Origin of the sequence: Lentzea cavernae (genome assembly GCF_014653695.1) — a bacterium.
GTDB lineage: Bacteria > Actinomycetota > Actinomycetes > Mycobacteriales > Pseudonocardiaceae > Lentzea > Lentzea cavernae.
The window spans coordinates 12,202-31,642 of record NZ_BNAR01000004.1 but is presented as its reverse complement, the minus strand read 5'-3'; the positions used below and the strand labels follow the sequence as shown (position 1 = coordinate 31,642).

21 protein-coding genes are annotated in these 19,441 nt (G+C 71.3%); 16 read left to right on the top strand and 5 right to left on the bottom strand.

Annotated elements, in window-relative coordinates; genetic code table 11:
* Nucleotides 1–42: 42 nt before the first annotated feature.
* The 4 genes from IE307_RS14360 to IE307_RS14345 all read left to right on the top strand — a co-directional run bounded on the left by IE307_RS14360 (nucleotide 43) and on the right by IE307_RS14345 (nucleotide 2,748).
* Complete coding sequence (locus IE307_RS14360; protein ID WP_191298434.1) at nucleotides 43–531, top strand: SRPBCC family protein; 489 nt, start codon at nucleotides 43–45, stop codon at nucleotides 529–531.
* 145 nt (nucleotides 532–676) lie between these two features.
* Complete coding sequence (locus tag IE307_RS14355) at nucleotides 677–1,366, top strand: nitroreductase (RefSeq protein WP_191298433.1); 690 nt, start codon at nucleotides 677–679, stop codon at nucleotides 1,364–1,366.
* A 52-nt stretch (nucleotides 1,367–1,418) separates the two neighbouring features.
* Complete coding sequence (locus tag IE307_RS14350; protein WP_373306012.1) at nucleotides 1,419–1,568, top strand: hypothetical protein; 150 nt, start codon at nucleotides 1,419–1,421, stop codon at nucleotides 1,566–1,568.
* On the top strand, nucleotides 1,558–2,748 hold the full coding sequence (locus tag IE307_RS14345) for an MFS transporter (RefSeq protein WP_191298432.1): 1,191 nt from the start codon (nucleotides 1,558–1,560) through the stop codon (nucleotides 2,746–2,748). The genes IE307_RS14350 and IE307_RS14345 overlap by 11 nt, the downstream gene beginning before the upstream one ends.
* Before the next feature lie 25 nt (nucleotides 2,749–2,773).
* Here IE307_RS14345 and IE307_RS14340 read toward each other — a convergent pair whose 3' ends face one another.
* Nucleotides 2,774–3,115, bottom strand: coding sequence for an ArsR/SmtB family transcription factor (locus tag IE307_RS14340; protein ID WP_191298431.1), 342 nt, complete (start codon nucleotides 3,113–3,115; stop codon nucleotides 2,774–2,776).
* 235 nt (nucleotides 3,116–3,350) lie between these two features.
* Here IE307_RS14340 and IE307_RS14335 point away from each other — a divergent pair, with 235 nt between their 5' ends.
* A complete protein-coding gene (locus IE307_RS14335) occupies nucleotides 3,351–3,740 on the top strand; it encodes an STAS domain-containing protein (protein WP_191298430.1) in 390 nt (129 codons plus the stop codon).
* Here IE307_RS14335 and IE307_RS14330 read toward each other — a convergent pair.
* Nucleotides 3,722–4,147 carry an ATP-binding protein gene (locus IE307_RS14330; protein ID WP_191298429.1) on the bottom strand — a complete coding sequence of 142 codons (426 nt, stop codon included), beginning with the start codon at nucleotides 4,145–4,147 and terminating at the stop codon, nucleotides 3,722–3,724. The two genes, IE307_RS14335 and IE307_RS14330, sit on opposite strands and share 19 nt — an antisense overlap.
* A 220-nt stretch (nucleotides 4,148–4,367) precedes the next feature.
* Between IE307_RS14330 and ligD the strand changes: the two genes are divergently transcribed.
* Together ligD and IE307_RS14320 are read left to right on the top strand one after the other, a co-directional pair.
* Entirely contained in the window at nucleotides 4,368–5,366 is a 999-nt protein-coding gene (gene ligD / locus IE307_RS14325) for a non-homologous end-joining DNA ligase (RefSeq protein WP_229904707.1), read from the top strand.
* Between the two features lie 54 nt (nucleotides 5,367–5,420).
* Nucleotides 5,421–6,035 (top strand): flavodoxin family protein, encoded by a 615-nt coding sequence (locus IE307_RS14320; RefSeq protein WP_191298428.1) that lies wholly within the window; start codon nucleotides 5,421–5,423, stop codon nucleotides 6,033–6,035.
* 27 nt (nucleotides 6,036–6,062) lie between these two features.
* Here the strand turns inward: IE307_RS14320 and IE307_RS14315 are convergent, their stop codons facing one another.
* On the bottom strand, nucleotides 6,063–6,632 hold the full coding sequence (locus tag IE307_RS14315; RefSeq protein WP_191298427.1) for a TetR/AcrR family transcriptional regulator: 570 nt from the start codon (nucleotides 6,630–6,632) through the stop codon (nucleotides 6,063–6,065).
* 57 nt (nucleotides 6,633–6,689) lie between these two features.
* On the opposite strand from IE307_RS14315, the gene IE307_RS14310 reads away from it, so the two are divergent.
* From IE307_RS14310 to IE307_RS14270, 9 genes are all read left to right on the top strand, one after another.
* The gene (locus IE307_RS14310) at nucleotides 6,690–7,328 is read left to right on the top strand and encodes an NAD(P)-dependent oxidoreductase (RefSeq protein ID WP_191298426.1); all 639 of its coding nucleotides are present in this window, start codon (nucleotides 6,690–6,692) and stop codon (nucleotides 7,326–7,328) included.
* Entirely contained in the window at nucleotides 7,325–8,233 is a 909-nt protein-coding gene (locus IE307_RS14305) for an SDR family NAD(P)-dependent oxidoreductase (protein WP_191298425.1), read from the top strand. The genes IE307_RS14310 and IE307_RS14305 overlap by 4 nt, the downstream gene beginning before the upstream one ends.
* A 117-nt stretch (nucleotides 8,234–8,350) precedes the next feature.
* Complete coding sequence (locus IE307_RS14300) at nucleotides 8,351–11,527, top strand: S8 family peptidase (protein ID WP_191298424.1); 3,177 nt, start codon at nucleotides 8,351–8,353, stop codon at nucleotides 11,525–11,527.
* A gap of 128 nt (nucleotides 11,528–11,655) precedes the next feature.
* Nucleotides 11,656–12,819 (top strand): LLM class flavin-dependent oxidoreductase, encoded by a 1,164-nt coding sequence (locus tag IE307_RS14295; protein WP_191298423.1) that lies wholly within the window; start codon nucleotides 11,656–11,658, stop codon nucleotides 12,817–12,819.
* A gap of 74 nt (nucleotides 12,820–12,893) precedes the next feature.
* On the top strand, nucleotides 12,894–14,441 hold the full coding sequence (locus IE307_RS14290; RefSeq protein WP_191298422.1) for a PucR family transcriptional regulator: 1,548 nt from the start codon (nucleotides 12,894–12,896) through the stop codon (nucleotides 14,439–14,441).
* 84 nt (nucleotides 14,442–14,525) lie between these two features.
* Nucleotides 14,526–15,782, top strand: a complete 1,257-nt coding sequence (locus IE307_RS14285; protein WP_191298421.1) for an NAD(P)/FAD-dependent oxidoreductase — start codon at nucleotides 14,526–14,528, stop codon at nucleotides 15,780–15,782.
* Complete coding sequence (locus IE307_RS14280; RefSeq protein ID WP_191298420.1) at nucleotides 15,779–15,940, top strand: hypothetical protein; 162 nt, start codon at nucleotides 15,779–15,781, stop codon at nucleotides 15,938–15,940. The genes IE307_RS14285 and IE307_RS14280 overlap by 4 nt, the downstream gene beginning before the upstream one ends.
* Nucleotides 15,941–16,063: 123 nt before the next feature.
* Complete coding sequence (locus IE307_RS14275) at nucleotides 16,064–16,531, top strand: GreA/GreB family elongation factor (RefSeq protein WP_191298419.1); 468 nt, start codon at nucleotides 16,064–16,066, stop codon at nucleotides 16,529–16,531.
* On the top strand, nucleotides 16,521–16,811 hold the full coding sequence (locus IE307_RS14270) for a DUF3040 domain-containing protein (RefSeq protein ID WP_191298418.1): 291 nt from the start codon (nucleotides 16,521–16,523) through the stop codon (nucleotides 16,809–16,811). The genes IE307_RS14275 and IE307_RS14270 overlap by 11 nt, the downstream gene beginning before the upstream one ends.
* Before the next feature lie 8 nt (nucleotides 16,812–16,819).
* Here the strand turns inward: IE307_RS14270 and IE307_RS14265 are convergent, their stop codons facing one another.
* Together IE307_RS14265 and IE307_RS14260 are read right to left on the bottom strand one after the other, a co-directional pair.
* A complete protein-coding gene (locus IE307_RS14265; RefSeq protein WP_191298417.1) occupies nucleotides 16,820–18,397 on the bottom strand; it encodes a hypothetical protein in 1,578 nt (525 codons plus the stop codon).
* Nucleotides 18,398–18,503: 106 nt separating this feature from the next.
* Complete coding sequence (locus IE307_RS14260; RefSeq protein WP_191298416.1) at nucleotides 18,504–19,370, bottom strand: LysR substrate-binding domain-containing protein; 867 nt, start codon at nucleotides 19,368–19,370, stop codon at nucleotides 18,504–18,506.
* Nucleotides 19,371–19,441: the final 71 nt, after the last annotated feature.

Here is a 19,441-nt window from a genome sequence, read left to right as displayed (position 1 = left end):
AACCCGCTACACGCCATCTCAGCGGCTTAGGAGCTGTCACCCATGAGCACGATCACCAAGTCCGTCGACGTCGAGGCAGACGTGACCAGCGTCTACAACCAGTGGACGCAGTTCACCGAGTTCCCGAGGTTCATGGAGGGCGTCGACCGGATCGAGCAGCTCGACGACACCCACACCCGCTGGACGGTCAGCATCGCCGGCGTGTCGCGCGGGTTCGACGCCACCATCACCGAGCAGCACCCCGACCAGCGGGTCGCCTGGCGTTCCGACACCGGGCCCGAGCACGCGGGTGTGGTGACCGTGCACCGCCTGGACGACGCCCACACCCGCGTCACGGTGCAGATGGACATCGACCCGGAGGGGTTCGTCGAGAACGTCGCCGACAAGCTCGGCATCCTCGACCGCCGGGTCCAGGGCGACCTCGACAGGTTCAAGACCTACATCGAGCAGCGCGACGGCGCGGAGACCGGTGCCTGGCGCGGCGACGTCGACCGCCCGGCTCAGAACGGTTCCGGCAACGGCCAGGTGTGACCGGCACCGCCGAACCCCGTCGCGGATGACCCGTCGCGGTGTGGCTGCCCGGGCCAGGTGGGGCCTATCCCGGGCACGTCGCACCGCGGCGCCCGCACGTGTCCGGGTGTCGAAAAGTGGTGGCTTTGAGGGTTAAGTGGGCACCGTGACCAACGCGCCCCAAGAGCCGCACGAGACGCTCGGCCAACTGCTCGAGGACAGGTGGACTTGTCGGCAGTTCCTGCCGGAGCCGGTTCCGAGGCACACGATCGAGCAGGTGCTCGACCTCGCGCAGCGCACCCCTTCGTGGTGCAACACCCAGCCGTGGCAGGTGGTCGTCACCGAGGGCGAGGGCACCGAGCGGCTGCGCAAACAACTGCTCGCGCACCTGCGGGAGCACCCCGGCCAGCCCGACTTCCCGTTCCCCGTGCAGTACGCCGGCGTCTACCAGGAACGACGCCGCGAGTGCGGAAAGCAGCTCTACACGAGCGTCGGGATCGAGCGCGGAGACCACGAAGCCGCGGGGCGGCAGATGCTGCGCAACTTCGAACTGTTCGACGCCCCGCACGTCGCGATCATCACCACGGAGGCCGACCTGGGCGTCTACGGCGCGGTCGACTGCGGCCTCTACCTGAGCACGTTCCTGCTCGCGGCGCAGAGCCTCGGCCTCGCGGCGGCTCCGCAGGCGGCGCTCGCCGGGTACTCCGGCTTCCTGCGCGACCACTTCGGGCTCCCGGACACCAGGCGGGTGGTCGTGGGGGTCTCGTTCGGCTATCCCGACGTGGCGCACCCGGTGAACAAGTTCCGCACCAGTCGCGCGGATGCCGCGGGTGCGGTCACCTGGCACTCCAGCTGACGTACCCGCACGGGAGTTGCGGCACCCCGAGCCGAACGTTTACCTGGTGGGCATGAACAGCCACGGCCACGCGCCGACCGACCGGGTCGAGCTCGTGCCGCCGGAGCTCGGGGTGTGCGGTGGTGCCGGTGTGTTCGACGCTCCCGAAGACCAGAAGGGCGGCTGCGACGTGACGATCGGCCTCGTGCCCGGTGTCCGCTGACACCACGACGGCACGGCCCGGCCTGGACGCCGGGCTGCGCCGGGTGCTGGTCGTGTTGTGCACCACCGAGATCATCAGCTTCGGCGTGCTCTCCTACGCCTTCCCCGTGCTGCTGCCCACCATCAGCGCCCGCACGGGGTGGTCGCTCGCGGCGATCACCGCGGGCTTCTCCGCCAGCCAGGTCGTCGCGGGCCTGGTGGGGATTCCGGTGGGCAGGCTGCTCGACCGGCACGGACCACGCGCCATCATGACCACCGGCTCGGTCATCGCCGTGCTCGCACTCGTCGCGCTGGCGACCGCGCGCTCGTTGGAACTGTTCATCGCTTCGTGGCTGCTGGCCGGTGTGGCGATGGCCGGCGTGTTCTACGCGCCGGCGTTCGCCGCGCTGACGCGGTGGTACGGGCCGCGCCGGGTGGCGGCGCTGACCGCGCTGACCCTGTTCGCCGGCCTGGCCAGCACCGTGTTCGCGCCGTTGACGGCCGTGCTGAACGACCACGTGGGCTGGCGCGGAACCTACCTCGTGCTGGCGGGATTCCTCGCTGTCACAACGGTTCCACTGCACCTGTGGGGTCTGCGGCTGCCGTGGCCCGCCATCGAGCACGAGACCGCGCACACCCCGTCGGCGGTGGCGCGCAGCAGGCCGTTCCTGGTGCTCGTGATCGCGATGAGCCTCGCCGCGTTCAGCGTGTACGCCGTCGTCATCAACCTCGTCCCGTTGCTGACCGAACGCGGCATGACGACCACGGCCGCCGCGGTCGCACTCGGCCTCGGCGGGATCGGGCAGGTGCTCGGCAGGCTCGGTTACGCGAGGCTGGCCGCCAGGACGTCGGTGCGCACCCGCACCCTGCTGGTCCTCCTGGTCAGCGCGGCCGTGACCGTGCTGCTGGGCGTGGTGCCCGGTCCGGCCCTGCTGCTGATCGCGGGTTCGGTCCTCGCCGGTGTCACGCGCGGGATCTTCACGCTGGTGCAGGCGACCGCGATCACCGACAGGTGGGGCGCTGTCCACTACGGACAGTTGAACGGTCTGCTCACCGCTCCGGTCATGCTCACGGCGGCCATCGCGCCGTGGGCGGGCAGCGCTCTCGCGTCCTGGCTCGGTGGCTTCCCGGCCGTGTTCGTGGTGCTGGGCGCGATCGGAGTGCTCGCGGCAGCGTTGTCGACCGCCAGCGTGCCGCGCTAGTCCAGCAGTTCGGCGACCGTGACGGTCAGGCGGTGACGGCGTGACGGTCGTTCACGCAGCTCAGCGCCGCTGCCATGCGGGCGGTGGTCTCCGGCCGCAGCCGGTAGTACACCCAGGTGCCCCGGCGCTCCGAGCCCACCAGACCGGCCTGGCGCAGCAGCTTGAGGTGGTGCGAGATGGTCGGCTGGGACAGGTCGAACGCCGGCGTGAGCTCGCAGACGCAGACCTCGCCGCCGGGGCGTGAGGCGATCATCGACAGCAACCGCAGACGCACGGGGTCGCCCAAAGCCTTGAACATCGTCGACAACTCCGCCGCCTTCTCGGCGGTGAGGCCCTCCGGCAGAGGCTCGCAGTCCTGGTTCGACATACGTCAATACTGGCTGCGCCGCACGCCTCCGCGCAACCGGGGAATACCGGTTTGTGTCGACGAGGCGAATTCGACCGAATGCGGTGCTCGGTTGTGCTTCACCAAATAGGGGCATACCGTGGGGGATGGATTTCTGGAAATTGCGATCGATCTGATGAGGTAAATCTACTGGTTTTCCGAGTGGGGCAGCGGCTCGCGTCGGCGCTTTTCGCGGTCAGCCGAGAGGAGTGCTGCTGTGCAACGCCAGCTCAACGAGACCCTGGACGTCACCTCCGCCGTCGGCCACGACGGTGTCGCGGTGGTCGTCCTCACCGGTGAGATCGACATGACGAACGCCGGGGCTCCGCTCGCGAAATCCCTGGGTGTCCTGGAACTGGCCCCGGCCGGACTGGTCGTGGACCTGCGGTCGGTGGGCTTCTTCGGATCTTCCGGCATCAACCTGCTGGTGACCGTGGAGGAGCAGGCCAGACGCAGGGGCGTCCCCTTCGGAGTCGTCGCGTCGCATCCGGCGGTGCTGAAGCCGTTGACGATGACCGGGGTGCGCATGCAGTTCCCGTTGTTCCCGAGCGTCGCGGACGCTCTTGCCGGCCTTCGCGCGGTGCCCGCTCAGAGGCGTGCCTCGTAAGCAGGTGTGCTCACGCACGAGATCAGTGCCCACACGGTCTTCCCGACGGTGTGCTGTGCCACGCCCCACCCCTGTGCCAGCTGGTCGACGATGATCAGGCCGCGGCCTCGTTGCGCACCCGCTGACGTGGGCTGCAGCACGGGTGGCTTCGAGGAGGCGTCCTCGACCTCGATCCTGACGGCGCGCGGTTCCGTCCGCTCGTGCAGGCAGAGCCGCGCGGGGAAACGACCGTGGTCGTAGACGTTCGACACGAGTTCGGTGACGATCAGGAGCACGTCGAGGGCGTCGTCCTCGTGCAGTCTGGAGAGGGCTGTTCGGGTCCACTGGCGGACTTCGGAGATGTCGGGCACACCGTCGTCCAACTCCAGGACGTGCGATGTTCGTGGTGGATCCTCGCCGCTGGTCAAGCTGGGCACCTTTCATCGAAGCCGTGCGGCATGGCACTACCCCGCACGCGGCCGGCTCAAACGCACGAAGGCGTCAATCTCGTTCGTCGGGATGTCGCATCTCGCCGCGTTCCGTTGACGTCACGTGATCGGCTCGGAACTCCCCGTTCGTCACCCTGCGATCTGGTCGATTCTGCCTGACCATGACCTGGGAACGGCGTGCGGAGGAGGGTGAGGCCAGGTGGGCAGTGCGGCACCGGCGAACGAACCGCTCGACGTCATCCGTCCCATGCTCGCCACGCAGGGCGGCGTTCCGCAGGACGACGGCTGGGCGGCCGAGTTCAAGTGGGACGGCTTCCGGGGCGTGGCGCACTGCCAGGGCCGCGACGTCCGCCTGATCAGCCGCAACGACCTGGACTTCATCGGGCGGTTCCCCGAACTGGCCGTGCTGCCCGACCTGCTGCACCACCGGACCGCGGTGCTCGACGGCGAGATCGTGGCCCTGGACGAGGAGGGGCGGCCCGACTTCGGGCTGCTCCAGCAGCGCAACAAGGCCGCTCCCGGCGTGCACGACCTGCGGCGGCCGCGGATCGCCTACTTCGTGTTCGACCTGCTGCACCTGGACGGTCGGTCGCTGCTGTCCACGCCGTACGACGTCCGTCGGGCGATGCTCGTGCAGCTGGCGTTGCCGGGGAACCACGCGGTCCAGGTGCCGCCGACCTTCACGGACACCGAGCCGGCGGACGTCCTGCACGTGGCGAGCCAGTACGGGTTCGAGGGCATCGTGTCGAAACGGGTGAAGTCCCGGTACGAACCGGGCCGCCGGTCACGTGCCTGGGTGAAGACGCCGTTCCGGTACACCCAGGAGGTCGTCATCGGGGGATGGCGCGTGGGGCAGGGCAACCGCGCGGGCCGCATCGGGTCGCTGCTCCTCGGCGCCCACGACGGCCGGGGCGGCCTGGTCTACGTCGGGCACGTGGGCACGGGCTTCAGCCAGGTCGTCCTCGCCGACCTGCAGCGGGACCTGGAGCGGCTCGCACGGCCCACCAGCCCGTTCGACGTCGAGGTGCCCCGTGAGCACGCCCGCGACGCCCTCTGGGTCGAACCCGAGCTGGTGGGTGAGGTGGAGTTCCGCCAGTGGACCTCGGACGGCCGCCTGCGGCACCCGGCCTGGCGAGGACTGCGCGCCGACCGGGAACCGTCGAGCGTCGTGCTGCCGCGCGAGTCCACTCAGGACTGACGGGTTTCCGGCGCGCATTCGGTTGAGGCCGAGATGAACGGGTAGGCCTTGGGCATGGCTCCCACGACGTTGACCGCACTCGCGCTGACCTGTTCGCTCAAGCCCTCGCCCGCACCGTCCAGCAGCGACAAGATCGCCAGGGAGGTGCTGGACGAGCTCGCCGCCCACGGCGTGGAGGGCGACCTGGTCCGGGTCGTGGACTTCGACGTGCGCCCCGGTGTGGAGACCGACATGGGGGAGGGCGACCAGTGGCCCTCCATTCGTGAACGCATCCTGGCCGCCGACGTCCTGCTGCTGGCCACGCCGACGTGGGTGGGCCACCCGTCCAGCGTCGCCCAGCGGGTGATGGAGCGGCTGGACGCCGAGCTGTCCGAAACCGACGACGAGGGCCGCCCGTCGATGTACGGCAAGGTCGCCGTGGTCGCGGTGGTGGGCAACGAGGACGGCGCGCACAAGATCATCGCCGACTGCTTCCAGGCGCTCAACGACGTCGGTTTCACGATCCCGGCGAGCGGCGGGACGTACTGGAACAACGAGGCGATGAACCCCAAGGACTACCTCGACCTGGAGCAGACCCCGGACGCCGTCGCCTCGGCCAACAAGAAGCTGGCGAGCAACGCCGTGCACCTGGCGCGGCTGCTCAAGCAGGCCCAGTACCCGCCCGCCTGAGCGGGCCCGGGCGCTACCGACGTGCACCTAGCCTGCGGCCCAGGTGCCCAGGGCGTTGACGGCGGCGTCGATGAGCGCGGGATCGGCCGGGGCGCGTTCGATCGTGCTGCGGTAGTACATCGGCCCGATGGTCATGGCCGCCGCGTCCTGACTGGCGAGTGCGAGCGTGATCTCGCCGCGCGCCTGGGCGTCGTCGAGCGCGGCGGCGAGCCGAGTGGTGAGGATGCCGGCGAACTGGGCGCGGCGCGCGTCCATGTCCTCGTCCCACAACGCGGTGTTCGCCAGGGTGGTGGACACCGCGCGCACGTCGTCGAGGTCGAGCTGGCGGGCGATCGCGGTGAGCTCCCGCCGGAGCCACTCGCGGGTGGGGACCGTGGGCTTGTCGAGGAACGGCATCGGGACGGTGGCCATCGCCTCGACGAGCAGCGGTTCGGCCTGGGGCCAGTGGCGGTAGACCGTCGCGCGCCCCACGCCCGCCCGTTCGGCGACCTGCACGTGCGTCACCGCGGTCGGGCCGCTTTCGAGCAGCAGCTCGCGCGCGGCGTTCAGGATCGCTTCCCGGCTGCGCAGGAACCTCGGGTCCGCATCACTGGTCACGCGCCGATTCTATGAGACAACTTGACTCATTGCAGGCCGGTTGTGCATGCTTCGACTATGAGACAGGATGTATCACAGAAGGTCGTGGCCGTCCTCGGCGCGACGGGAGCGACCGGGCGCCGTGTCGTGTCGGCCGCGCTCGAACGCGGGCACCGCGTGGTCGCCCTGGTCCGCCGGGCCGGGTCGTTCGCGCCGGTCGAGGGGCTCGACGAGGTGGTCTGGCCCGACGTCACGGACGCCCCGGCCCTCACCCGCGCCCTGTCCGGCGCGAACGTGGTGATCAGCGCACTGGGTGGCGCGGAGAAGGGGCCGACGACGGTCTGCGCCGACGGCGTCCGCTCCGCGGTCACCGCCATGAAGGCGACCGGGACCACCCGCCTGATCGCCGTGAGCGCGCACGGCGTGCTGGAGACGCACGACAAGTCGCTCTACTCCGTGGCGGTGTGGGCGAACGTGGGCGAGCGAATGCGCGACAAGGAGGCGATGGAACCTCTGATCACCGCCTCCGGCCTGGACTGGACCATCGTGCGGCCGCCGAAGCTGTCGGACCACGACGCGATAGGGAAGTACCAGGCGGGCACCGATCTGCGGATCCGGCTCTGGAGTTCCATCGGACGCGCCGACCTGGCCGCGTTCCTGCTCGACGAGGCCGAGAACCCGCGCTTCGTCCACGCCTGCCCGCGGATCACCCGGTGAACGCGCCCGTGCCCGACCTGACGGACAAGGTCGCCGTCGTCACCGGCGCGACCGGCGGCATGGGCCAGGTCATCGCCGCCGAACTGGTCCGTGCCGGCGCGCACGTGATCACCATCGCCCGCAATCCCGCCCGAGCGGACGCTCTCCGCGCACGCATCGGTGCGGAAGCAGCGGACCGGCTCGACGTCATCGCCGGAGACCTGTCCCGCCGCGCGGACGTCCTGACCGCGGCGAAGACCATTCGGGACCGCTACGGCGAGATTCACCTGCTGGTCAACAACGCCGGCGCGCACTTCTCCGAGCACCGCCTCTCGGTCGACGGCGTCGAGATGCACGTCGCCCTAGACCACCTCGCCGCCTTCGGCCTCACGACCCTGCTGGACGAGCCGCTGCGCCGGGGCGGAGCCCGCGTGGTGAACGTCGCCAGCGACACCCTCAACGACACCCGCCAGATCAAGCTGGCCGGCAGGCCACGACCGGCCACAGTGGACCTGGCCGGCGTGCAGAGCCTCGCCGAACTGAACTCCGCCAAGGGCTTCGTGCCGTTCGAGGCCTACGCCCGCGCCAAGCTCATGACCGTCACCGCCGGCTACGCCCTCGCCCCCGGCTTCGCCGCCGACGGGGTGACAGTCAACGCGCTGCACCCCGGACTCGTCGCCACCGGCATCATCGACGACCTGGTGCCCTCGCTGCTGCGCCCGGTGGGCCCGCTGATCCGCCGCAGCCTGCTCACCCCCGCCGAAGGCGCGAGCAGTGCGCTCCGCCTCGCCACCGACCCTGCGCTCGCCGGTGTCACCAGCCGGTACTTCAACCGGGACGAGGAGTCGCGCACCCCGCCGGTGTCCCACGACCCCGCCGTCCAAGAGAAGCTCCTCGTGTTGAGCCGCGCGCATTTCACCGGCTGAGCTCGCGCACCGTCGCCCCAGAGGTTTAGACCAATACTGGCAACTGGCAAGGCGTGGAAACCGGCTGCGGAACCAGTAGATGTCTGAGTGGGCGCACGGAATCTCCGAAGGGGGCGTATGAGCGACAGGTGGAGACGGTGTGCCTCGGTCGTCGTGATCGCGGCGACCGGTCTCGTCGGGCCGGTGATCCAGGCGACCGCGGCGCCGGTCACGCCGGCGGCGGCGACCGGCCCGGCACGCACGATCACGCTCGTCACCGGTGACCAGGTGGTGCTCACAGGATCCGGTCACGCCGAGGTGCGTGCGGCCGAGGGCAGAGAGGGCATCGCTTTCCTCACCCGGACCGACGTCGACGGCGACGTCAGCGTCACCCCGTCCGACGCGCTCGGCATGCTCCGGTCCGGGCAGCTCGACCCCCGGCTGTTCAACGTCTCCGAGCTGCTGGACAGCGGTTACGGCGACGCCGAGCGCGGCGACATCCCGCTGATCGTCACCCAGGCGGGCAACCCCAACGCGCGCACGGTGCGGGAGCTGCCGAGCATCGGCGGTGCGGCCGTGGTCGCGGCCAAGGACACCGCGTTCTGGTCCACTCGCGACGCCACCAGGATCTGGCTCGACGGTCCCGTGCACGCGCTGCTGGACAAGAGCGTCCCGCAGATCGGGGCACCGGCCGCCTGGCAGGCGGGCCACACCGGCGAGAACACCACGGTCGCGGTGCTGGACACCGGGATCGAGCCCACCCACGCCGATCTCGCCGGCGCGGTGGTCGAAGCCAGGGACTTCACCGGCAGCGCGAGCGGAACCGTCGACAAGAACGGTCACGGCACGCACGTGGCGTCCATCGTGACGGGTGACCACACGAAGTACCGGGGCGTCGCGCCGGACACGAGGCTGCTCGTCGGCAAGGTCCTCGGCGACTCCGGCAGCGGCACGGAGTCCGGGATCATCGCCGGCATGGAGTGGGCCGCGGCCGCCGGCGCCCAGGTGATCAACATGAGCCTGGGCAGCGACGCCCCCAGCGACGGCACCGACCCGCTGTCGCAGGCGGTCGACCGGATCAGCGCGCGGACGGGCGCCCTGTTCGTGATCGCCGCGGGCAACAACGGACGCACGCCGGGCTCGCCGGCGGCCGCGAGCTCCGCGCTCACCGTCGGCGCGGTCGACCATGCCGACGCACTGGCCGACTTCTCGAGCCGCGGCCCGCGACTGCGCGACAACGCCATCAAGCCGGAGATCACCGCGCCCGGCGTGCAGATCGTCGCCGCGCTGGCGAAGGACAGCGCCGTCGGCCGGCAGTTCCCGCCGGTGGGGCAGGACCACGTCGCCCTGTCCGGGACGTCCATGGCCACCCCGCACGTGGCGGGCGCCGCCGCGATCCTCGCCGGTCAGCACCCGGACTGGAAGGCGCCGCAGCTCAAGGCGGCCCTGATGGGCAGCGCGAAGCCGAACCCGGCGCTGACCCCGTTCGAGCAGGGCGCAGGCCGGGTCGACGTCGCCAAGGCGGTGACGACGACGGTGCACGCGTCCGTGGGAAGCATCAACAACGGCGTCGTGCGGTGGCCGCACACCGACGACACGCCGATCGCCACCACGGTGACGTACCGCAACTCCGGCACGTCACCCGTGACCTTGAACCTGACCGCGGAAGTCAAGGACCCCAACGGCAAAGCCGCTCCCGCGGGGATGTTCACCGTCGCCCCGCCGACCCTGACGATCGCTCCCGGCGCGGCCGCTCAGGCCGCGGTCACCACGAACACGAAGGTCGAGGGCGCCGACGGCATCTACAGCGGTGTGGTCACCGCCGGGGACGTCCGCACACCCATCACCGTCACGCGCGAGGTGGAGAGCTACGACCTCGAGGTGAACCTCCTCGGCACCGACGGCAAGCCCACGCCGGACTACGCGTTCCGGCTGGTCGACCTGAGCAAGCCGGAAGCACGGGTGCCGTACGACGAGTCGGGGTCGTTGACGGTCCGGGCGCCCAAGGGGCACTACTACTTCGAGTCCCAGGTGTACACATCGGACGGTCGGCTCTCCGTCGCCGTCGAACCGGACGTGAACCTCACCGCGGCGACCACGATCACGGCGGACGCCCGGCAGGGCAGGCCTTCGGGCCTCCTGCTCGACCGGCGTGGCGCCGAGGCGGGCCAGCGGTTCGTGGAGTTCGCCCGCTCGACCTCCTACGGCGGCAAGGACTTCCTGCGCACCAGGATCAGCCCGCCGCAGTACGGCGACGTCCTGATCAGCCCGTCGAAGACCTCGGCGCCCGGCCAGTTCCGGTACTCCGTCGGCGGCAGGTTCGCCGAGCGGGACGGCAGCGGCGGTTTCGACGCCAGCCCGTACCTCTACAACGTGCGGGGGGACGTCGACGGACGCATGCCGGCCGATCCCGTGCTCCGGGTGCGGGACAGGGACCTGGTCAAGGTCCGCACCACGCACGGCGCCACCGTGCCCGGCACCCTCGGCACCCGTGAAGGCATGATCACCAAACCGCTTCCGTACGCCCTCGAGGAGCTCTACTCGCCGGAAACGCCGTGGTACAACGAGTTCCTCGAGGCGACGACCGGCGGGGAGTTCCAGTCGAGGCTGTTCTCCAGCGCTCCGACGAGCTTTCCGCGGGGGAGGACGGCCACCGACTCGTTCAACCTGGCCGTGTTCGGCCCCGACCTGCCCTCGAACCCGGACAGGCCGTCCCGGTACGCCGGCCGTTCCGCGGACACGATGGTGTTCCAGATCCCGCTGTTCGCCGACTCCCGCGACGACCGGGAGGGGTTCTCCGCGCACACCGGGAGTGCCACGCTTTACCGGGACGGCGTCGAGATCGGCAGGAACACCGGTGCCAGCGGGCTCTTCGAGGCGGGAGCCGGTCCGGCCACCTACAGGTTGCACGTGGAGGCCACCCGGGACCGCCCGCTGACCAGCAAGATCGTCGCCGACTGGACCTTCGCCTCCGACACCGTCCCCGAGGGGCCCGCCCAGCCGCTGCCGCTGATGGCCGTGAAGTTCGCGCCCTCCGTGGACGGTCACAACAGGGCGAGCCGGGCGACGTCGACGATCGTGCCGCTGTCGGTCAACCACAACACCGGGGCGGACGCGCGGCCTACCGGGGTCCAGGTGTCGCACGACAGGGGCGCCACCTGGCGGACCGCTCCGCTGGTGAGCCACCACGACGACTGGTTCACCGTCCTGAGCCACCCGAAGGGCGCCACCTCGGTGTCGCTGCGGGCATCGGCGAAGGACACCGCCGGCAACTCCGTCACCCAGACGGTCGTCGACGCGTTCCTGCTCAGGTGACGACGCCCCGGAGCGGTCCCGGTCAGCCGGGGCTGCTCCGTTCGGGCGTTCCTGCGTAGCCCCGCGTAACGACCCGATCGCTCACGGAGACATCGGCCTTGGTGTCCGCGCGAGGTGAGGGTGTGCCGATGAAGATCGACCTGTTCAACGAGATCCAGAACCCCGGCCCTGCCCCCGAGCAGTTCCGCTTCCGCCAGGCCCTCGACCAGGCCCGCCTCGCCGACGAGCTCGGCTACGGCTGCTGGTGGCAGGTCGAGCACCACGGCGCGGGCGAGTTCAGCCTGTCCTCCGCGCCCGAACTGATGCTCGCCGCCCTGTCCCAGCAGACCTCCCGCATCCGCCTCGGCCACGCCGCCGTGCTCGCGCCCGGCCGCTTCAACCACCCGATCCGCGTCGCCGAGCGCGCCGCCACCCTCGACCACCTCAGCGGCGGCCGCGTCGAGCTCGGCCTCACCCGCTCCACCATCCCCGAGTGGAACCTCTTCGGCGTCGAGCCCGCCGACGCGCGCGCCCAGACCGCCGAGGCGTTCGAGATGGTGCCGAAGATGTGGACCACCGACCGCTTCTCCCACACCGGTGAGCACTACGACGTCTCCGACGTCTCGATCGTCCCGAAACCCCTGCAGAGCCCGCACCCGCCGCTGTGGCAGGCCGCCGCGTCGCCCACGTCGTTCGAGGAGGCCGGTCGTCGTGGCGTCGGCGTGCTGGGAACGACGATCTGGGAGTCCCTCGACCGGGTCGCCCGCATGATCGACCTCTACCGCGCGGCCGCCGCTCAGTGCACCTCGCCGGTCGGGTCGTTCGTCAACGACCAGGTCGCCTACTTCACCTTCGTGCACTGCGCCGAGACCGACGAGCAGGCCATGCGCAACGGGGCCGCGGCCGCCGCGGCCTGGTACACGGTGACGGCGCTGCGCTTCTTCAACGCCGCCGCCGAGTTCGCCGCGACCATGCAACGCCACCAGGACGTCCTCGCGGCCGGCGACGGCGGGCTCACCGGCGACTTCCTGCGCGCCGAGGTGGACGCCGCCCCCACCGAGGCGCAGCTGGTGATCGGCCGGATCATCCAGGGCGAGGACGTGCCGGAGGACGAGGTGTTCGAGGTGCTGTCGGCGCAGCAGTCGCTGATCGTCGGCAGCCCGGACACGTGCCGCAAGAAGCTGCGGGCGTACGCGGACCTCGGGATCGACCGGTTGATGTGCCTGCAGCAGATCGGGCCGATCGGGGCGGACGAGGTGATGACGAGCATCAGGCTCATCGGGGAGCTCATCCCGGAGTTCGACCCGTCCTGACCCGGCTGGTCGGCGCTGCCCGCGACGACCCCGGCGGCTACGGTGACGCCCGTGGCGCGGCAGGGAGTTCGCTGATGGTGAGGCTGGACCGTCTGGTCAACGTGCTCGGCGGGTACGGGGTCCGGTTGTGCTGCTGCCCGGTGTCCCGGTCGGCGGAGCTGCGCGGGGTGGTGTTGCGCGACGCCGCCGACGACCGGCCCGAGGTCGGCGACGTGTACCTCGCCGTCGGCGCCGGGTCGGTGGCCGAGGCGGTGCGCGAGGCGGTGTCGGCGCGTGCCGTCGTCGTGCTCGTGCGGGGCGGAGAGGACCTGCTGGCGGACGCCGTCGCGGTGGGGGAGGCCGAGGGCGTCGCGGTGATGCTGGCGGATCCGGCCCTGTCGTGGAGCCAGCTCGCCGGTGTCGTCTACGGCCTGGTGCTGGAGGGCCGCGAGACCGAGTCGGGACGCGGCCCCACCGACCTGTTCGCGCTGGCCGACAGCCTCGCCACCGCCACCGGTGGTGCCGTGACCATCGAGGACCCGCTGTTGCGCGTGCTCGCCTACTCCGGCCCGCAGCAGGAGGTCGACGCGGCGCGGCTGGAGACCATCATGGGCCGGCAGGTGCCCGCGTGGGTGCGGGAGCTGTTCGACGCGGCGGGAGTGCGGACGCACCTGCTGGCGTCCGACGAGCCGCTGTTCGTCTCCGGGGAGCCCGCACGCGGCCTGACCGGGCGGATGGTGGTCGCGGTCAGGGTCGGCAGGGAGCTGCTGGGGGCGATCTGGGTGGCGTGCCCGGCCCCGCTGCAGGGCGCCCGGCTCACGGCGCTGACCGACGGCGCCCGGATCGTCGCGTTGCACCTGCTGCGGTTGAGGGCCAGTGCCGACCTGGAACGCCAGGTGGAGTCGGACTGGGTGCTGCGGCTGCTGGAGGGCACGGCGGACGCCGCGACCGTGATCAGCCAGCTCGGGCTGCCGCCGGGGCCCGCCAGGGTGGTCGCGGTGCGCGCCCACGTCGGCGACGAGCGGCACGCGGCCGTGTTGCTGGCGTTCGAACAGGCGACCACCGGGTTCGGCTGGTCGCGGCCGGGACGCAGTGCGCTGGCGGGCAACAGCATCTACACGGTCCTGCCGGGCGAGCAGGTCGCGGCCGCGCGGGACTGGCTGGCCGCGTTGAGGGCGGCCCTTCCGGCCAACGTGATCACAGTGGCGGGGATCAGCGCGGTCGCCGAGCCCGCCGACCTTCCCGCGGCCCGCCAGGAGGCGGACGAGTGCCTGGCGCTGCACGAGGTGCGGGCGGGTGGCACGGCACCGCCCGCGTACGACGAGTCGTGGGACGAGATCCTGCTCCAGCGCCTGCGCACCGCCGCACGGGTCGGCCGGGCCTCGGCGCGCGGCCCGGTCGCGGACCTGCGCCGGCACGACGGCGAACACGGCACCGACTACGTCGCGACGCTGCGCGCCTGGCTCGAGGCGCAGGGGGACCTGGCGGTCGCCGGTGAACGGCTCGGCGTCCACGGCAACACCGTGCGCAACCGGCTCCGGAAGATGAGCGAGATGACCAGCCTCGGTCTGGACGACCCCGCCAAGCGCGTCGCGATGATGATCGACCTCGCGGCGACGGTGTCGGATTCCTACAACCGCTGATCCGCGATTGTAGGAAACGGACAAGCGGTAGCCGTCGTAACCACAGCATCCTGGCATCGAGGGAAGCGATGACAGGAGGTCGGGATGAACGGCGTCGAACGCCTTGACGGCGGTCCGCGCTCGGCGGTGGTGGTCGGTGCTGGTGTGGTCGGCCTGTCCACGGCGTGGTTCCTGCAGGAGCGCGGTATCGAGGTGACGGTCGTCGACCGGACGGGTGTCGCCGCCGGTGCGTCCTGGGGCAACGCCGGGTGGATCGCGCCGGGGCTCGCGATCCCGCTGAACGAACCGTCGGTCCTGCGCTACGGACTGCGGTCCCTGTTCGACCCGGCCGCGCCGCTGCACATCCCGCTGACCGCGGACCCGAAGCTCTGGTCCTTCCTGACGCGCTTCGCCGCCCACTGCCGGTGGTCGTCGTGGACCAGGGTCGCGAAGGCGAACCTCCCTCTCAACGAGGAGAGCATCGAGGCCTACGAGGTGCTCACCGCCAACGGCGTCGACGCCCCCACCGTGGACGCCCCGATCACCGCGGCCTTCACCTCCGCCACGCAGGCGCAGGGCCTGGTGCGCGAGCTGGAACGGCTCGCCGCCGCCGGGCAACGGGTCGACCACACCCGGCTGTCCACAACGGACCTGCGCGACCAGGTCCCGCTGACGTCCTCCGCCCTCGCCGTCGGTGTGCGCATCGACGGGCAGCGCTTCGCCGACCCCGGAGGGTTCGTCCAGGCACTCGGACGCGCCGTGGTCGCCCGCGGTGCCACGATCCTCTCTTCCGAGGTGACCGGCGTCCGCGAGGACGGCGCCGGTGTGGTTGTGCGGACGCGGGACGACACGCTCACCGCCGACGTGGCCGTGCTGGCCACCGGCGCCTGGCTGCCGGGGCTCGCCGCACGCTTCGGCGTCCGGACCCCGGTCCGGGCCGGGCGCGGGTACTCGTTCACCGTGCCCGTGCGCAGGCCGGTTCCCGGTCCGGTGTACCTGCCGGAGGTGCGCGTGGCGTGCACGCCCTACCGGGGCGGTCTCCGGGTCGCGGGCACGATGGAGTTCCGCCGGCCGGACGCGCCGGTGGACGAGGCGCGGGTGGACGCGATCATCGCCTCGGTGCGGCCGTTGCTGGACGGCGTGTCGTGGGAGGACCGCACCGACGTCTGGGTGGGTCCCCGCCCGGTCACCCCGGACGGCCGCGCGCTCATCGGCGCGACGCGCACGCCGGGTGTGTACGTCGCCGGCGGGCACGGCATGTGGGGTCTGGCCCAGGGGCCCGTCACCGGGCGCTTGCTGGCGGAGCAGATCACCACCGGCAAACAACCCGCCGCCCTGCGCGAGTTCGACCCGCTCAGGTGACGGCCGAACCCCCGCTGACCGGCGACGAGCGGGCCGAACTGACGTGGCTGCGCCAGGAGAACGACTTCCTCCGCGTCCAGCGCGACATCCTCCTGCGCGTGGCGTCCGGCTACGCCCACGACTTCGAAGCCGTGCTGCGCGGCGAACGCCACCACTGACCCCCTTCCTGTCCGTGCGGGTCGCGGGCCGACCGAACCCGGCCGACACGGACACCCCCGCCGTCAGGGCGGCGCCTCCCCCCAGACCGCCCTGACGGCACCTACTCCTGCCACGGAGGCATCATGACGAGCACGACCCCGCGCGTGTGGCTCACACCGCAGGCGCACCACCGGCTCCGCAACGAACTCGCTGCCCTGCTCGCGCCGCCCCGCAGCAGCCCCGACGACGATCCGGGCTTCGCGTCCCGGCGGGACCGGGAGGCGCGCATCCGCCAGATCAACGACCTGCTCACCAAGGCGGTCGTGGGCGAGGACCCTCCGGACGACGGCGTCGCCGAACCCGGCATGCTCCTCACCGTCCGCTTCGACGACACCGGCGAGACTGAGACGTTCCTGCTCGGCGCACGCGGCGCGGAGCACGGCACGATGGACGTCTTCTCGCCGGACTCGCCGTTGGGAGCGGCGGTTCACGGTGCCGGGCAAGGAGAACAGCGCACCTACCGGACACCCGGCGGTGCTCTGGTCTCCGTCACGTTGCTGAACGCGGTGCCCTACGGGCGGGCGACCGTGGAGGTGCGCCGTGCTCAGTGACCGTGAACGCGAGACGCTGTGCGAGATCGAACGCGGACTCAGCGACGACGATCCGAAACTCGCCCAGACCCTGAAAAGCGTTGACTGGCCGGTGAAGCGCGGACGTCACGGCTACGCCTGCACGGCCCTCATGGTCGTCGCGGGGCTGCTGACCGTGGTCGCGTTGGGACTCGGGCACATGACCGGTGCGCTGGCGTGCGCGCTGGTGGCCGGGTGGGCGTGGGGCACAGCGCAACGCCGGAAGACACCTGAGGTCCAGCGGAGTCAGGTGACCGACTGATCTCCGGCTCACTGGTAGGAGACCATCGACGGCTTCGGTTCGTAAGCCATGGTCTGCTTCGGCGTGAGCATCGGCTTGTCCTCGTCGTAGAAGTTCTTCCAGCCCATCGGCAGGTCGCCCGGCCGGGCTCCCACGACGGATTCCCACGTGGACACCTTCTGCCCGGTCGTGCCCTGACCGTCCATGTGGATCAGCAGCTGCACCTCGTCACGGCTGGTGTCGAGCGCCTGCTCGTTCCGCACCATCGTGAGCTGGAACTGGTGCACCACGAGCAGTTTCTGGGGCAGGGACTTGGCAGCGGTCAGGTCCGCGAGCCAGGCCGTGACCTCGTTGATCTCCGAGGCGTCGACACCGCCGATCTGCTGCAGCGGCACCTGGTCCGGCCCGAGCTTCCACTCCGGGTCGACGGCCAGGCCGACGTGGGGCATCTCCAGCAACGGCGCGTACCGCTTGGCCTGGTCCACCACGCGGGCCCTGCCCGGCTGCAGGTCCAGGATCACGTACAGGCCTTCCTTGCCCGCCTTCTCCACCCACGGGCGCAACGACTCGACGTCGGACTCGCCCGAGTAGTCGCCGTCCGGTCCGGGCGAGCCGTGGGCGACGGTGACGATGATCTCCAGGGTCGGCACGACGGGCACGTCGCTGAGCGGCTCGTACTCGGCGGCCAGCTTCTTCGCGCGCGCGATGGTGCCGTCGAGGTCCTGTTCGCCGAGTGCGCCGAGCGCGGGACCTTCCGGGTGTCCGTAGAGGCAGACCAGCATCCTGCCGGGGAAGAGGACCTGCCCGCCGCCGGGCAGCGCGCCGCCGCTGACCACCGCGTCCACCCGCTTGCGCAGCCGGTCCGGTGGGCCGAAGTCCTTGCCCAGCGCCAGCAACGCGCCGGACGGCTCCGCGTGCAACGCGTCCATCACGGCCTGGTCGTTTCTCGGATCGGTGCCGCGCACCTCGACGATCCGCGCGCCCGCCGCCCGTGCCGTGGCGATCGCGGCGACGTCGTCCCGGTCGGTGTCCGCCAGCACCGTCACGTCCACGGGGTGGGCGGGCTCGACGTCCGGCAGCCCCGCGGGCAGGTCCGTGGAGACGTCGCCTCCCCGTGCGTCGATCCCCACCACCTCGATCGTCCCCGCCCACGCCTGGACCTCACGGCGCGCCTCGACGCCGACGGTGAGCACCGCCTTGGGCGACAACCTCTTCACCTCGTCGCGCACGGCCGTGGAGTGCTGTTCAGGAGCGGAGTCCTTCGCAGCGGGGATCTGGAGCACCGGGACCCCCAGCCGTTTCGCGAGAGTGCCCGCTCCGGCCGAGGCCGCCGGGTCCGACTCCGCTGCGACGACCACGACGGGAGCGCTGCGGAAGAGGGCAGAACTCATGGCGATCGCGGAGGCCGGACCCGGTTCGGCGTCCAGCACGGCGGTCTTCTCGGAGGGTGCGGCCACGTCGGCCGTCAGCGCACCGGACGTGCCGTGGGACATGAGTCCGAACGGTCCGCCGGTGCAGCTCGTCGCCGCCATGGACATCACCGCGACGAGGCACCAGCGCTTCCGCGAGGCCACGCGATCACGCAAACGGCCGTTGTCCACCCGCATCGAGGCACCTCCGGTTGACTGCGGGAGGGATAGCCGACGGGGAGGGGAATCTTCCTCGACGCGTCACAACCACTCGAAAGTGGACCCGGCTACGTTCTGCGCGCTATCACCGCAGTGTCTTCAGAACGTCGATCACGGCGGTCAACGCTGGGGTGGTGAGGCTGCCGGTGCGGACGGCGAGCATGATCGATCGACAGGGGGCACCGGGCAGCGGTGTCACGCGCAGCCCGGACGCGTCGGTGAGCACCAGCTCGGGCAGGAGCGACGCGGCCAGTCCGTGGCGGACGAGTTCGCGGTGCAGGAGCACGTCCGACGACCGGTAGCGGACCAGCGGCTCGAACCCCGCGGCGCGGCAGACGGACCTGGCCCAGGCGCCGGCGCGGGTGTCCTCCGGTTCCATGGCCCAGGGCAGCCGTGCGGCCTGGTCGAGGGTGGTGACGCCGGCGGGGGTGGCGAGCAGCATCGGGTCTTCGGCGAGCCGGTCGACGGTGACGCCGGTGATGGGCGGCACGGGCGCGCCGGGGTACTGCTCGTGCAGGACGAGGTCGAACTCACGGGCGACGAGCGCGGGCAGCGCCTGTTCGGCGTCGACGTGGGTGAGGTCGACGTCCAACCCGGGGTAGGTGGCCGCGAGGGTCGCGATGGCGGCGGGCATCAGGGCGTGGCCCGCGGTCTGGAAGGTCGCCATCCGGATCGTGCCGGTCACCTCGGTGCGGGTGGCGGCCATGGCGGCCTCCGCCCGTTCGAGCTCGAGCAGGATGGTCTCGGTGTGCTCGACGAGCACGAGCGCCGCCGCGGTGAGCCGGACCTTGCGCCCGGCGGGTTCGAGCAGGCGGACGCCGACCTCGCGTTCGAGCATCGTGAGCTGGTGGGAGACCGACGAGGGGTTGTGCCCCAACGCCTCGGCGACGGCGGCCAGGGTGCCGCGGTGGCTCAGTTCGCGCAGCAGGCGCAGTCGCCGCACGTTGTACATCCCGGCCTCCCGTCGTTTTCCGTCATGAGTATCAGTCGAACTCGTGGTCTGGGTTCATCGTGAGTCGCTTC